Annotated in this window: 16 protein-coding genes; 11 read left to right on the plus strand and 5 right to left on the minus strand. The window is 49.8% G+C overall.

Annotated features, from left to right (window positions below):
- Positions 1-472: 472 nt before the first annotated feature.
- The 4 genes from AC286M_RS20260 to AC286M_RS20275 all read left to right on the plus strand — a co-directional run bounded on the left by AC286M_RS20260 (position 473) and on the right by AC286M_RS20275 (position 3,262).
- Positions 473-796, plus strand: coding sequence for a plasmid mobilization protein (locus AC286M_RS20260; protein ID WP_488206114.1), 324 nt, complete (start codon positions 473-475; stop codon positions 794-796).
- Positions 796-2,031 carry a relaxase/mobilization nuclease domain-containing protein gene (locus AC286M_RS20265; protein ID WP_488206115.1) on the plus strand — a complete coding sequence of 412 codons (1,236 nt, stop codon included), beginning with the start codon at positions 796-798 and terminating at the stop codon, positions 2,029-2,031. Before AC286M_RS20260 ends, AC286M_RS20265 begins: the two co-directional genes overlap by 1 nt.
- A 184-nt stretch (positions 2,032-2,215) precedes the next feature.
- A complete protein-coding gene (locus AC286M_RS20270) occupies positions 2,216-2,788 on the plus strand; it encodes a hypothetical protein (RefSeq protein WP_488206116.1) in 573 nt (190 codons plus the stop codon).
- A gap of 54 nt (positions 2,789-2,842) precedes the next feature.
- Entirely contained in the window at positions 2,843-3,262 is a 420-nt protein-coding gene (locus tag AC286M_RS20275; protein WP_488206117.1) for a hypothetical protein, read from the plus strand.
- Here AC286M_RS20275 and AC286M_RS20280 read toward each other — a convergent pair.
- Positions 3,259-3,819, minus strand: a complete 561-nt coding sequence (locus tag AC286M_RS20280; protein WP_488206118.1) for a DUF421 domain-containing protein — start codon at positions 3,817-3,819, stop codon at positions 3,259-3,261. The two genes, AC286M_RS20275 and AC286M_RS20280, sit on opposite strands and share 4 nt — an antisense overlap.
- A gap of 257 nt (positions 3,820-4,076) precedes the next feature.
- On the opposite strand from AC286M_RS20280, the gene AC286M_RS20285 reads away from it, so the two are divergent.
- The 5 genes from AC286M_RS20285 to AC286M_RS20305 all read left to right on the plus strand — a co-directional run bounded on the left by AC286M_RS20285 (position 4,077) and on the right by AC286M_RS20305 (position 7,850).
- Positions 4,077-4,802: a cation:proton antiporter domain-containing protein gene (locus AC286M_RS20285; protein WP_488206119.1), complete on the plus strand. Its 726-nt coding sequence runs from the start codon at positions 4,077-4,079 to the stop codon at positions 4,800-4,802.
- Complete coding sequence (locus tag AC286M_RS20290; RefSeq protein WP_488206120.1) at positions 4,799-5,440, plus strand: cation:proton antiporter domain-containing protein; 642 nt, start codon at positions 4,799-4,801, stop codon at positions 5,438-5,440. The genes AC286M_RS20285 and AC286M_RS20290 overlap by 4 nt, the downstream gene beginning before the upstream one ends.
- Complete coding sequence (locus AC286M_RS20295; RefSeq protein ID WP_488206121.1) at positions 5,400-5,981, plus strand: hypothetical protein; 582 nt, start codon at positions 5,400-5,402, stop codon at positions 5,979-5,981. Before AC286M_RS20290 ends, AC286M_RS20295 begins: the two co-directional genes overlap by 41 nt.
- The gene (locus AC286M_RS20300) at positions 5,981-6,154 is read left to right on the plus strand and encodes a hypothetical protein (protein WP_488206122.1); all 174 of its coding nucleotides are present in this window, start codon (positions 5,981-5,983) and stop codon (positions 6,152-6,154) included. Before AC286M_RS20295 ends, AC286M_RS20300 begins: the two co-directional genes overlap by 1 nt.
- Before the next feature lie 268 nt (positions 6,155-6,422).
- Positions 6,423-7,850, plus strand: a complete 1,428-nt coding sequence (locus AC286M_RS20305) for an MFS transporter (RefSeq protein ID WP_488206123.1) — start codon at positions 6,423-6,425, stop codon at positions 7,848-7,850.
- Between the two features lie 333 nt (positions 7,851-8,183).
- On the opposite strand, the gene AC286M_RS20310 is transcribed toward AC286M_RS20305, so the two are convergent.
- On the minus strand, positions 8,184-8,969 hold the full coding sequence (locus AC286M_RS20310) for a hypothetical protein (protein ID WP_488206124.1): 786 nt from the start codon (positions 8,967-8,969) through the stop codon (positions 8,184-8,186).
- Between the two features lie 70 nt (positions 8,970-9,039).
- On the opposite strand from AC286M_RS20310, the gene AC286M_RS20315 reads away from it, so the two are divergent.
- Positions 9,040-9,426, plus strand: coding sequence for a YkvA family protein (locus AC286M_RS20315; RefSeq protein ID WP_488206125.1), 387 nt, complete (start codon positions 9,040-9,042; stop codon positions 9,424-9,426).
- 111 nt (positions 9,427-9,537) lie between these two features.
- Here the strand turns inward: AC286M_RS20315 and AC286M_RS20320 are convergent, their stop codons facing one another.
- Entirely contained in the window at positions 9,538-10,098 is a 561-nt protein-coding gene (locus AC286M_RS20320; protein WP_488206126.1) for an iron transporter, read from the minus strand.
- Between the two features lie 274 nt (positions 10,099-10,372).
- Positions 10,373-12,856, minus strand: a complete 2,484-nt coding sequence (locus AC286M_RS20325; RefSeq protein ID WP_488206127.1) for a UPF0182 family protein — start codon at positions 12,854-12,856, stop codon at positions 10,373-10,375.
- A gap of 505 nt (positions 12,857-13,361) precedes the next feature.
- Between AC286M_RS20325 and AC286M_RS20330 the strand changes: the two genes are divergently transcribed.
- Positions 13,362-13,937, plus strand: coding sequence for a TMEM175 family protein (locus AC286M_RS20330; protein WP_488206128.1), 576 nt, complete (start codon positions 13,362-13,364; stop codon positions 13,935-13,937).
- 8 nt (positions 13,938-13,945) lie between these two features.
- Here the strand turns inward: AC286M_RS20330 and lepB are convergent, their stop codons facing one another.
- Positions 13,946-14,488: a signal peptidase I gene (gene lepB / locus AC286M_RS20335; RefSeq protein WP_488206129.1), complete on the minus strand. Its 543-nt coding sequence runs from the start codon at positions 14,486-14,488 to the stop codon at positions 13,946-13,948.
- Between the last annotated feature and the right edge of the window lie 145 nt (positions 14,489-14,633).

A 14,633-nucleotide genomic window follows, 5' to 3' on the forward strand; every position in this document is an offset into this window, starting at 1 on the left:
ACAAAATCTTCAGGATGCTTACACTGAAATTTGTAGAGTCTATTTGAAACAGTTGAGAGCCCTAGAGGATTTATTTGGTTGTTTTCTCATTGAAATAAATTCAAGTTCTTCTTTAAGAATCATCTTTTTCTCCCAGACTCATTACTCGACTTTCCTCATACTCCTTATTCGACAATCGCCTCAAATTAGACTGCTTCCTTAACGGTTTCCCTCCCGTGAACTTTCTCTGGAATTACTGATGATATTGACTTTGTCACTTTCTCTTAAGTGATGCCTAAATACTTCTCTAAGTAGTTCACGGATTCACTCTCAGAGTTGTCACTGGAGTGGCTCTAAACGTAGTTCTAAAAATTATCACTGGAATAGCCCGAAGAGTAGTTCATGGAGTTGTCGCTGGAGGAGACCCGGACGTTATCGGTGAGAGGAGGGCTGAGAGGACAGCAAGCCGTGGCCATTTCCTGGAGATTTAGCAATGCCAAAAACCACAAACCGCACTGAAACCATTGAAGTGCAATGCACTCTCGAACAAAAAGCTCAGATTCGCCAGTATGCGGCTGGAGCGGGAACCAGTATGAGCACCTATTTACTCGACTGTGGCCTGAGGCGACGACGGCAAGTAGAAGGCCCCTTGATTAACCTGCTGCTGTATAAGCGCCTGGGAGAACTGTCGGAAACTCTCGAAAGCCAGCCTCAAAGCTGCGAACTGCAAGCCATCCTCGATTTGATTTGGGAAGTACGCCGAGAGATTGCCCTCAGACGCATCGGTGAAGCCGCTGAGAAGGGGGTTCTACTGTGATGAATATCAATTTCTCTAAAGGCTCAGATCCCTACGGGTTGGTCAAATATGTCCTCTCACCCGCCAAACAAGAGTCAGAACAAGCCTCGCCCATACTAGCCACTAACATGGTGGGACTGAATGCTGAAGAGCTGGCAGAGGAATTTCGCTTTGCCCATGATTACAACCCGCGTGTGCGGAAGACAATGACTCACTACTCCGTTAGCCTGTTGCCGGGGGAGGATAAGAACCATAAGGAAATCGCGGCCATATCGAAGGCGGTTTTGGCCAAGACAGGGCATCAGGACTGCCAGTATTTGGTGGTGGAGCACCATGATCGCAAAGACCATCATCAAGTGCAGCACTGGCATATCGTGACCAGTTCGGTAAATATGAACGGGAAATGGGTCGATGATACCTTTATCAAGCTGCGGCTTCAGCACATTGAACGGGAATTGACGGAGACCTTTGGATTACAGCCCAAGCCAGAACGTGGCAAGAAAGATCGCTTCAATCTGACAACAGGTGAATATCGGCTCAAGGAACGCATCGGCAAAGAGTTGACCAAGGAGAAAGTGTGGCGATCGCTCCAGCAACACACCGCCGATCAACCTTCAATGCTGATGCTGGTCACGCGACTGAAGGCAGAGAACATATCAGTGCAGTTTTATACTCATCAGGAGCAAATCGACGGGATTAGCTATGGCCTGGACGGTATTGCGTTTCCGGGGTACAAGCTAGGGGCAGCCTATTCCTTTAAGGGATTGCAGCGACACTTGGGAGTTGACCATGTTCCGGAGCAGGATGAGCTATTGCGACGGGTGAATCTGCTGACAGCTCAGCAGTGTCGGCAACTGGTGCAGCAGTCCAAGGATCGCGATTCAGCTTTGATACCTCAAACGGAGGACAATTCCACAGTTGAGGTGAAACTGGCTCAGGATATTTTGGCGATCGCTCTCCAGGTCTTTACTATCCATCATCAGGTGGGGAGAACACAGGAAACTGCCACTGGAATTTGGCGACTATCAGGTAAGCGTTATGTCTCTGAGTATGACGCTGCCAATCATGAGTTTTCGTTGACCTCGTTAGAAAACGGAGGCTTAAGGATTCGGGGGAAGGTTGAGGAGGAATCTCTGGGGATAATCGAAGTGCGGAATATCCGCGAGAAGGACTGGGAGGCATTCCAAGAGGTGCGGCGGATTCTAGCTGCGATTGCAGTCTCCCAAACCACGCAGTCCCTAATGCAGGAACTGTAAAGCATCGGTTGCACTGAGGTGGAGTAGAATCAAATCGACAGATGCGCGACCTGATATAGCCATTGATATTCCATCCCTGTCTGCACCACCAGGTTATCGAACCCAGGCCGAGGACACTGGGGTCGAGACGGATGTATTGTGCTTCTATTTGCTGCGGTAGAAAACAGTTCCTGAGCGGTTACAGATGGGTGGCCAACTTACCCGCAGTGCCCGCCAATTCTCGTTGAGTTGCTTCCACCAACGCTTTGCTAATCTCAATGCACAGCAGTTCGCGCGTAAGATTGCCGAGGCTTGGCTCCAGGAGCATTGTCCGCCTGACTATATCCCAGGAGGTTCGGAGGTGACTTGGATTCAAGATTCGATTCAGTTGGCGCTTGATCTCCACCCAATCTTTGTGGCTGAGAACATTCCGTACTACGTTACGGGGGGAGTCGCCGCGATCGCATATGGGGAATCCCGCACGACTCAAGACCTGGCTATGGTTGTGTTTGTCTCCAGAGATGTCATTCCTGGTTTGGCACAGGCTTTGCAGCAGGCTGGCTTCTATGTGCCTGGTGTTGAAGATGTGATGACGGGGCGAATGCGAACGCTACAAGTAACGCAGATTACCACCATTTCTCGGGCTGATCTGATGATTGCCGGTGACGATGAGTACGAGCAACTCAAGTTGGCACGGCGACAGTCTTACGCTCTTTCCCAAGAAGCGTCCATTGATTTGGCTTCTCCTGAGGATTTGGTGGTGAATAAGCTGCGTTGAGGCCAGCAGAGTCAATCGCAGAAGCAGTGGCGCGATGTTTTGGGGGTTTTGAAAGTGCAGCAAGAGAGCCTGGACTATGAGTACATGCACCACTGGGCAGCGAAGTTTGATCTTTCTAGACAACTGGAGCAGGCGACTCTGGAGGCGGGGGTAAGAGCGATCGCAGATCAGCAATGGGCGGTTGCTAGTTATCCGACTCTCACCCGTGCCTTTGCTTTTGCTCAAAACCGCGATCGCACCACTCATCCTGATCCAAATGTAGAAGTAGCAGACGGCAATCGCTATGTTCTGACGCAGGATCGCTCCACCAACACCTTTACCGTTGTCGCCAAAATGGATGACCGCGAAATTGCTCGATACGATTTGCAAGGCAATGTTTTAGCTGCCAGTCCATCTCTACAAGACCGACGCCAGTGGCAGGACATTGCCCAACGGCTTCCGTCTGGCTCTGGCACTCAACCATCTTCGGATTAGAGTTGAGCTGGCGCAATTAAGCGCTCAATTCGCTCTAACCGTTCTAGCAGCTCAGCTTCAATCGGAGTGGGTAAGTCGGTGGCGCGCTCGATGGTGATACTACCGCTGGTTTCCAAAATGGCAGCCCTAATTTCATCCAGATTTTCGAACCCTTGGCGGCGCAGCACCGTTCGCAACTCACGTTCGGTAATCAGTTCCTTTTGCAGGTTGGCTGGAATCATTCGTCCATTGCGTAATAGCACTGTGGGGCTGCCTTCGATGAGTTGCTGTGCGCGGGGATGACGATAAACTAACCGCACAACTAGATAGTTCACAATCAGCAGCGTCGAGGCTCCGATAAAACCGCCTAAAACGGAGTTGTCGTTGCCAATGATGGCGTTTTGCACAGCGTTGGAAAGCATGAGCAAGACGACCAGATCAAATCCTGTCAGCTGCCCCAGCTCTCGCTTCCCGCCTAAACGCAGGGCAATCAGTAAAAAGCCATAGACCAGAATGGGCCGAACAATTTTTTCCAGAATTGAGATATCCGGTATCCACAGATCGCTCAGCATGTTCATAGAAGGGTAGCTCTCAAAATTATTACCTGAATACCACTATTTACATGAGAATCGCTGAAGTCTTTCCTTTTGAGAATAGGCTGTGTAATCCGCTGAGAATCCTTTTTGCTTTTCTCCAATTTATATGCACCAAAACCCGAAAAGGCTGTGTTGACGATGCAACGCATCGTCAACACAGCCTTTTCGGGTTCTAGATGTGCAAGGTGCAAGATGTGAGCCCAACCAATTTGTGATGCAGTACCTTATTAACATTATTAATGAACTGCAATGATTCAATGGATAGTCTACATAGCCCGCTCTTGACTGCCCAGATCGAAATTTTGATCTTACTCTTGGTGGCTTGCTTGGGAGCAGTTACCTCAAAGCGGCTCAACTTTCCGTATACGGTGGGGTTAGTGATTATTGGGCTGGGCTTGGGTCTACTCACGCAAATTGGGCTACCGCTACCGCTTGAAACCCTAAACGCCCTAACGCTTTCACCTAATCTGATTCTTTATATCTTTGTGCCGCCGTTGATTTTTGAGTCAGCGTTGAATCTAGATAATCGAGTCTTGCTGAAAACGTTGACTCCGGCTCTAATTTTGGCAGGGCCAGGGTTGCTCATTTCTGCGCTGATAGTTGGCGGTTTGCTGGCTTGGCTGACGCCGCTATCTTTGGGCGGAGCACTGCTATTTGGTGCGCTGATTTCGGCGACTGATCCGGTTGCCGTCATTGCTCTATTCAAAGACTTTGGTGTGCCCAAGCGGCTGACGATGCTGGTAGAAGGCGAGAGTATGCTGAACGACGCTACCGCTATTGTGATGTTCGATTTGGTATTGGCGGCAGTGGCGGCGCGTGAGTTTGGCGTTGATACCGTAGAGCAGGCGTCTGTCAATGTCTTTGTGGTGTTAGGTGGAGGATTGATTGTTGGCGCTGAGATCGCAACTATCATGGGCTACTCCATTGCTCAAGCTCTCCACAATCCGCTGATTCAACCACGGTGACGATTATCGTCGCTTATACTGCGTTCATTGCGGCGGATCACTTTTTCCACGTTTCGGGTGTAATCGCTGTGATGATGGCGGGTTTGATTGTGGGTCGCTATGTTGATCACCGTCTCAATCCTGAGGTACGTCGCTATCTGCACGAGTTTTGGGAGTATGCGGCCTTTATTGCCAATAGTCTGATTTTTCTCCTGGTTGGCATGACAATGGCTGGATTTATCTTTCGGCTACAGGCCAATACTGTTAGTCTTTGGCAGTCTGTTACTTGGGCTATTGTCATCGCCGTGCTGGCACGAGCGGTGGTGGTATTTGGTCTGACACCTGTTTCGAATTGGCTGCAGCAGAAAACAGAACCAATTGGCTGGCGCTACCAAGTGGTTGCCTTTTGGGGAGGGCTACGAGGTGCCGTAGCCTTAGCCCTGGCCTTAAGTTTACCGAGTGCGTTTCCCAATCGAGAGTTAATTATTGCTATGACGCTGGGCGTTGCGTTGTTTACGATTTTGGTCAGTGGCACCACGACGGGCAAAGTCATTCAACGGTTCAAACTGGATGAACCGCCCGTTTTAGAGTCTCTGGGCAAAACACAAGCGACCGGTTTTGCGGTATCTAGACAAGCTCGATGCCGTCGGCTTATTTGATGAAACGGTCATCTCTCAGCTACGGCAGGATTACCATCAAGCTTTAGTTAAGGCTGAGGATCAGGTGGCGGCAATTTGGGCTGAACTGAGAGCCAATCCGGGGTTAGGGCGGCAGGTATTTTGGCTCCAGGGTTTAGAAATTGAGCAGCAGGCGTATCGGGATCTCTATGATCAAGGGCTGCTATCTGAGGCAGTACTCCGCAAGCTCAACCTGCTGGTTGAAACCAAGCGGGATGATGTGTTGGCGAACAAAATTTTGTCCAAGATGCCGCCTATGTGGGCCACAGAAACCTCTTTAGAACGGTTTGCTGTCAAGTATTTTCAGCAATTTGCAGCGGGTCATAATTGGTGCCAGCGGCGGCGGCAACACCGATTACGAGTTCGCTATGAGTATCATGCGGCAACTGCTTATGTCTGTCGTAAGGTAGCGCAACGGATTCATCATCTTGAGTCAGAACAAGCTGTAGAATCCATCATTGCTGAGGGCTGCATTCAGTTCTATCACAGAAGAGTGAGCGGGCGTTCCGGCAGCTTTCGGTGATGGGAACCAATCGCCACGAACTTGCGATCGCACTCCAGACCCAAGTCGCCAATCACGCTGCCCATATCAGCGAAGAGGAAGTGTTTGAGAAGCTTGTTTCTGAAGGAATTATTCCAGAAAGTGCTCTGAGTGAAATTCGCACCCTCGTTGAAATGGAAAGTCGCCAAATTTAAACCGTCTTCAATCAGCAGCAGTGCTGCCTGCTTGCAAGATCAAGAGGATAAACAACAGCGCGACAGATAGGGTAAATCCTTCTAATGCAATGGTTTCAATGAGCCATTGAAGAAACTTGATCATAGTGTCCTCTGCATTTCTGCCAACATCAACCCTTTATCAGAGGTCAGAGCTTCAATATCGGGGTTGAATAGTTTTACTCTAGACAAAGCTTGTGCTATTGATGTGGCTCAATTGTGACTACTTTTAATACGATGAGGTGACTAGGTGAAGCGATCGCAATCCCCCGATGCCAAAAACACTCAGTCACAGACAAAATGGTGGGTAATGCTCGGCGTTGGGTTAGGCGTTTTGATGTTTACGCTAGACACCAGCATTGTCAATGTGGCCTTACCTACACTGGTTGGTGCCTTTGATACCCAGTTCAGTACTGTGCAGTGGGTCGTGCTGAGTTATTTACTGGTGATTAACGCACTGGTACTGGGAGCTGCCCGTTGGGGCGATATGATCGGTAAAAAGCCGCTCTACCTGGGCGGCTTAATCGTGTTTACAATCAGTTCTGCCCTCTGTGGCCTATCGCCATCGGTCGGTTGGCTGATTGCCTTTCGGGCCATGCAGGGAGCCGGAGCCGTAATGATTTCAGCTTTGGGGGCAGCCCTGATTACAGAAGTGTTTCCCCAATCTGAGCGGGGACGAGCCTTAGGAATTATCGGCGCTGTTGTGTCCCTAGGAATTGCTCTGGGGCCAACGGTGGGAGGATTGCTGCTGGACTGGTCGGGTTGGCGAATGATCTTCTGGGTAAACTTGCCCGTGGGTATATTTGCCAGCTTAGTCGTTGCCCGTGCCCTCCCCTCTGTCAGTGAACCGCCTGCCCGTCAGCGCTTCGATTGGTGGGGAGCGCTCATCCTAACTGCAGTGCTGGTAACCTTTTCCCTCGGGATGACTGAAGGGCAGAACCTGGGTTTTGACCAAGCATGGCCTTGGGGACTACTGATCACAGCGCTACTGGGTCTGATCTGGTTCCTCTGGCTAGAATCCCGTTTAGCTAATCCCCTTCTGGATTTGACCCTGTTTCGCAATGGGCGCTTCAGTCTCAGCCTGCTGACGGGAGTGCTCGTGTTCATCGTAATTGCAGGTCTCATCTTCATCCTGCCGTTCTATCTGGAACTAGTACTGGGTTATCGGCCTCGCCATGTGGGGCTATTGCTAGCGGTTTCGCCTGTGCTAGGAGGCATCATTGCACCTTTAGCTGGCTACCTATCGGATCGCCTAGGTTCTCGCCTGATCAGCCTGATGGGATTAGGATTCATGACGGTTGGTTGTTTACTCGTCAGCACGTTTGGGGCTGAACTAACGGATTTAGGCTACATTCTGCGGGTAGCGCCCTTTGGGATTGGATTGGGTCTGTTTCAGTCACCGAACAATAGCGCCATTCTTGGAGAAGCACCTCCCAATCGCTTGGGCATTGCCTCTGGGCTATTATCCCTTTCTCGAACCCTGGGTCAAACCACTGGCCTATCGCTGATGGCTACCGTGTTTGCCCTGGTGACGCTGGCCTATGCCACCAATGCTACGGAAGTAACCCAAGCTTCGGCCTCAGCAATCGTAATGGGTGTGCAATGGACATTTCGGCTTGCAGCGATGGTGCTAATTGCTGCTGCCGTTGTTCTAGCTAAGGTTTGGCGGATGGAGTAATACCGTTTCTCATTGATAAAGCTACAGATTTGAGGTTATGAGCATCGGGGCAGGGGAGCTTCATCTGTAGTTGCAACTTAGAGAATGGGCAGAACACCATTTCTGATAATGGCGTTCTGCTCACTACTTCTGTTTATTACGTTCTGTTCATAGAGAGGATGTCGATTACTATCTGCGAAAGCTACTGGGCTAGAGCGAGCCAGGTTGTTTATGTCTATACAATTTTCGCTTTAGGCTTTGACAGAAGTGTAAGATTTAAACTTTTGAGGTACAAGCTACTTTTTGGAATTCACGCTCTGCGTGGCTGCAAAAATGTTTATACTGCCAACCACTCTATACTGCTAACAGCAATATTGCATAACCAGTTGCGCCCAAGGCAAACGCTCCGAATCGACTCTTTCGTTCTTCCGGTAGCTCCTCTTTCAGCACGTTTAAAATTACCCCTCCAGCTAAGAAGGCAAACAGAACGGCGATGGCTGCTTGGTGAATTTCTGTAACTGTGCCAATTGCCCAGCCCACCATAATGGCGGCGGCTAAAATCCAGCGTCCAATATGGTCGTAGTTTTTTTTATGATCCTGCCGTAGGCCGTAGTCATTAACGATAAAATGTAGCCCCATTGCGATCGCAAATGTGAGCAGACTAGTAAATCCTGGCTGTTCTCGATGCAGCAGCAGATAACCAATCAAGGCGTTGTATATCGCAAAAGATGCTATGTGAATCCAGAACACATGACGTTCAGCTACATCTCCAGCCCCAGCAGCCTGGTTTTGTTGGCGAGACTGCTTCGTCAGTCGTTCTAAACCATAAAACAAAGCAACTCCCACCAGTGCAATTAAATACACATGGTTTTCTAAGAAAAAAAGCTGGGCACTTAAGGATGCTTGAATCGATTCTTGCTGTTCATTCAGTTCTGGCAAAATATGAACAAATACATAGGCTACTGATACACCGCTGCCAAAGGAGAGCCAGCGACTGCGGGGAATGACTTGCAAAAACCGCAAATTCTTGGCCATCATATGAATGATGGCTAGCCCTGCCGAAACCAGTCCCGACCAAAGCACAACGCCATGACCTCCCACAGTGGAAGCATCTGCACCGACAACATCTAAAGCTATCATGGCTTCACCTTAATTTTCTGATCCAGAGACAAGTGCATTCTTATCAAGTGCATTCTTAATGGAGCACTCCATGTTGCATCGCCTAAAGCAATGGGCTAGGCAGCTCAAAACCGAACTTTATGCCTTATATTTGGCCTACCGCGATCCTCGTGTACCTTGGTATGCTCGCCTGATTGCGGCTCTTGTTGTGGCCTATGCGTTCAGTCCCATAGACCTGATTCCCGATCCAATTCCGGTGCTGGGATATCTAGATGACCTAATCTTGGTTCCGCTTGGTATTGCTCTGTGCCTCAAACTGATTCCACCAGCGGTGATGGCCGATTGTCGGGCACGAGCTACTGCAAATCCCCCGCGCAGCAGGCCCCAAAATTGGCTAGCCGCCTGGATAGTTGTACTCATTTGGCTAGCTGGAGCAGTTTGGGTACTGCGGCTGATGGCTAATATCAAGTCTGGTTGAAAGCCCGGGATTTGCTTTTTGTAAAACGTTTGCCGAGCAAACGTTTTACAAAAATAGATTGGGTCTCATACACGGACTTGATATTAGATGTATTTATTTACATATAGCTGCTTAATCTTGGCCCGTTTTGATGCTGACGTTGGCAAACTCCACCTCAACGGGTTCAGCAAACCGCTTCCCGTTCTTTTTGTCGTGGCGCATAAAGGTCGGTGGCTCAATCTTCACTTTCAGGCGATAGGTACCATCGCTCGGCACCTGCCAATTTCGGCCATAGTGGTAGAGCCAAGGATGCCAGAGGAACGGCTGCTGGTGCGTGCCAATTTCGCTGCCTGACTCGTCAAATAGAGTGGCATAAACCGTTAAGCCCGGAATGAAACGACCATCCGCTCCATCCCGTACAGCCACCTCTACATGAACGTTTTTCGGTTCAGGGTTTTGCCAAACCAGCTCCCCCTCCTGAAACTCATACATCCCCTCAGCTTCTTCAACAGCGTAAGCGACGAGATATTCCCCCGCTGCTGTTTCACCGCCATCATGGGCAACTTTCTGCACCATATGGTCAAGAGCCTTTTGCAGTGCTTGCCCTTGCTGTTTAGCCAGCTCGAGCTGTTGAGAGTTGGCCTCATCGCTGCTTTTCATGGGAGGCTTATGAGCCGAAGTTGAGTTCGTCATAGTCGAGTCCCTCCAAAGAAACTTATACGGAGCCCAGTCAAAAACCGGAGATTTAGGGTTGGTAGGGACACGGCATGCTGTGTTCCTACCAACCTTGAAATCGGGTTTTCATACACGGACTAGACATTACCAGCAGCCTAGCTAGGATACTCAGGATGCGAATCTTTCAGGGGAAAGATCTATGGGTGTTGATAATTAAGTTCGAACCTAGACAGCGACTTATCAAACTCTCTAAGCTCCCCAGCAATCTGGCTAGAGTCAGCAATTAAGCTGGTCAATCTGCACCAACATCCGCTGATAGTTCCGGCTCACTCGCGTTAGGTTCAAATAGAGCCACCAGCGCCTCATCTAGCGTTGATTCCATCACCACCTGATCGCGGTAGGCGACAATCACGCGGGTGAGTTCCGGTAGCTTACTATCCTCGGCTTCTAGATACAGCGGCTGTACGTAGAGGAGGGATTGCTCAACTGGGATAATTAGCAAGCTGCCTCGGTTAACGCGGGAATCCTGCTGGTTCCAGAGAGAAATCTGTTCCGAAATGAGCGGATTCTGGCTGATGCGGGCTTCGACCTGCTGAGAGCCAAACACTAAGCTTTCTCGCAAGAACTGGTAGACCAGCAGCTTGCCATATTCCTCACCGTCACAGCGAGCTGCCATCCAGGCAATCAAGTTCTGCTTGTTCACAGGCGTAAACGCTGACAGCAGAACAAATTCAGCGTTGCGGCTAGGGTCAGCCGTCGCATCAATCGAAGACAGCTCCAGAATTAAATAGTGGGGCGGCATCGGCTGGGAACGAGGAGATGGCAGCGGTAGGATGGATGGATCGAAGGACCAGTTACTGCCAACGCTTTCACCCTCAGCCCCCGGACTATCCACTTGGCGAATCTGATCGGGAATTTGCCAGAGGTCTTCTTTGTTGTAGAACACCTGGGCATCGCTCATGTGGTACGTCGCGTACTGCTGCGTCTGGATTTGGAACAGATCGGTGGGGTAGCGAATGTGCGATCGCAGTTCCGTTGGCATCTCTGCGATGGGCTGAAACAAACTGGGGTAAATCCGCTGGTAGGTTTTGATGATCGGATCGGTATCATCGGCTAGATAGAAGCCTACGCTGCCGTTGTAGGCATCTAGCACCACTTTGACCGTATTGCGAATATAGTTCAAATCTCCGGCTGGAGTCGGTTCACTATAAGGATAGTAGCGGCTGGTGGTATAGGCATCAATCATCCAGTACAAGCCACCGTCAGCGATCACCAGGTACGGGTCGCTGTCATAGCGTAAGAAGGGAGCAATGGTTTTAACCCGCTCACTAATCTGGCGGCGAAACAAGAAGCGGCTGTCGGGCGTGAACTCCTGACTCAGCAAAATCTGCCAGTCGCCAAAGTGCCAGGCATAAAATAACCGCTGCCAGAAGGCTCCAATCGGCAGTCCACCTGAGCCTTGGTAAGTGGCGTAGATATTGGCCTCTTCCTCTGGATAATCAAGCTCTTGGGCGTTTGTATTGACGAAGACATCAATGTCCGTCAGTTCACCAAAGTAAATGGCGGGATTATCGATTGGAAAAGCTGCTGCCGCTGCTGCACTGGTGGCACGGGGCGGAATATCTTGAATAAAGAAATCCGGTAGCCCCACTTGGGTTACGACATTGACCGGACTCAGCGCTAGGCCATAGCCGTGGGTATAAAAGAAATGGTCATTCACCCAGGTGCGGGCTCGCTCAGGGATGAGTCCATAGTCTAGCTCACGGGCTGAATGCATCACCTGGCGTAGGTTTCCGTCGATGGTGTAGCGATCGACATCAACGCTAGGCAATTGGTAATAGGGTCGAATTTCCTGAAGCTGTCGGTAAGCAGCTAGCAGCGGCGTGTTATCCCACAGCCGGATATTTTTCAGCGTGGCCGTATTGCGAGTCAGGCTTTCTGCTGTCAGGTTATCTTCTACCTGGAAGGGCTGCACGTCTACTTCGGTTAGGTTATATCCTGACCGAGTGAAGGCAATATTGTGTTCAATGTATGTGCGATCGCGTTCTAGCTCATTGGGGACGACAATAATGCGCTGCACTAAATCGGGGTAAAGCGCACCAACGCACAGCGCAATCAAACCATAGCTGCCCAGCACCACTACAAACGCCATCAGCTGCCGGGAATACCAGAGCCACTTGGAAAACCCCGATGCTCGTGAGATCACGAGGTAGCCTAACCCTGGAGTCAAAAAGTCCAGACAGCAAAGTGAGATCGCAGCCAGAATTGCCACACCCGTCAGCAGCATGTCAATGGGCATTTGGGTATGTACATCTGTGAAGTTGGCTCCGGTAAACGAGCCGCGATCAGAGTACATCAAGGTATAGCGGTTGAGCCAGTGCCCTAGTGCCTGAAACAGCAGCAGCAATCCACCGAGTCCCAGCAGATGCCGCTGGGCGGTTTGAACCAGCAGTGATTTCTGCTCAAGCGGCAGCCGCCGAAATCGCAAACCATAGCAGAGGGTCACGAAGCCCAAAGTTGATAGCCCAATCCAGAAACCCCACTGCTGGAGCCGCAGTAACAGGGGCAAACTGAAGAGATAAAAGCTGATATCGTGCTGCAAAATGGGATCAGCCTGACCGACAGATCGCTGCAGCAGAGCGACCAGAAATATAAACCAATGGGTCATCGCCACAGCAGCGACAGAACCGCTTGCGATCGCAATCAGTGCTCCCCGCCAGACGTGTTTGGAACGTGGCCAAGCAAAATACAGATTTAGTTCGAACCAAAGCCACATGCCTAAAAATATGACTAATCCTAGTCCCCAAGGCGCTAGTCGATTCAGTTGCCATACCTAGCTATAGCCCAAGTGAGCAAACCAACTGGCATCGATCCACAAGCCAACCCCAATCTGAAGTAATACTCCAACTAGAAAAATTCCTAATAGTACAAACACCCCCTATAGAGGCTGTTTGTTTACCGGGGGAATAAGCATCAGATGTCATAGGATTGGCAGTCGAGACTATTTAGATTTTTGATGGCGTTTTAATAGCTTGCTGTGGAAGGCCACGTATGAGAACTCAATTCATTTCTTGTAAAACGCCTACTCCACATGCATTCAGGCTTTGTATGGGTAGACCTTACGACAAACATGTGACAAACCGATGAAGAACCTCTGTCATTTCTTGATGACTCCTGTGTAATCAGACTGTTACATTGTCGTCATCCGGTTGTCATAGGACGGGCATACAGTTTTGGGCAATGCTGCTCGGCAGAGCTTTTGTTGCGATCTCGGAGTTTTTATGAAGCATGACAAAACGGGGTTAGACCGAATTATCTTTTTCAGTGATGCTGTGTTTGCGATCGCGATTACATTGCTGTCCCTCGATTTGCGGCTACCTGCTAATGCTGGGCATTATCGAATTTCCGAGGAACTGATTCACTTGCTGCCCGACTACCAAAGCTACGTGACGAGCTTTTTGGTCATTGGCCTGTACTGGATCAGCCATCATCACTACTTCCGCTTTATCCGCCGCTACGACTATACCTTTGTCATCCTCAATATTGGATTACTGATGTGTATCGCGTTTCTTCCTTTTGCTACCTCAGTTCTAGATACCTACGGTGGTCATCGCGGTGCAGTGGCGTTCTATGCGTTCTGTATGACTCTCACAGGTTTAATGAAAACGCTGCTGTGGTGCTATGCCGCCAAGGATTTCCGCTTGGTTCACCGTCGGATGTCAAAACAGCGAATCCGGCGATTAACCCGCCGTGCCTTGATTCCTCCCATTGTTTTTTCGTCCTCGATTGCGATCGCAACTGTTAATCCCACCCTGGCCAAAATAAGCTGGAGTGCGATCGCGTTAGTTCTCATTTGATTTCCAACCTAATCGAGTTCACCCAACCGGTTCAGCGGCCAGAATCGAAAAACAGCCCGACCAATGAGATGATCTTGGGGTACAAAACCCCAGTAGTGAGAGTCAAAGCTATTGTTGCGGTTGTCTCCCAGCACCAAGTATGAATTTGAGGGCACAGTGACAGGGCCGTATCGATAATCAGGCTTCGCCGCAATGTAGTTCTCTTGTAGCGGTTTACCATTGATGTAAACCTGGCCATTCTTGACTTCTACCTGATCACTCGGTAGGCCAATAACACGTTTGATAAATGCATCCTTTTGATGGAGCGAGTCTGGCGGTTGGAAGACAGCAATATCTCCTCGATGGGGCGAACCAAACTCGTAACTCAGTTTTTCAACCATCAAACGATCATTAATTTCGAGTGTGGGTTCCATTGAACCCGAAGGGATGTAGCGAGCTTCCGCGACAAATGTTCGGAGACCGAATGCTAGCAGTACACTTAGACCCACCGTTTCTACAACTTCTCGTAGAGCGCGTTTTGAAGGGGATGAGCTGGAGCGAGTTTGTGCCATATGATGTAAACCTCAGCCAAAACTAGATTGAATTCGGATCAGCATCTCTACCCTAATGACTGTCTGTGTCAAATAGATGACAAACAAATAAAAGTTATACACAGAGAAGGTTCACATTATGTGACGCTCCATATTTAGCACTTCA

It is taken from the genome of Thainema salinarum CENA647, from assembly GCF_057732415.1.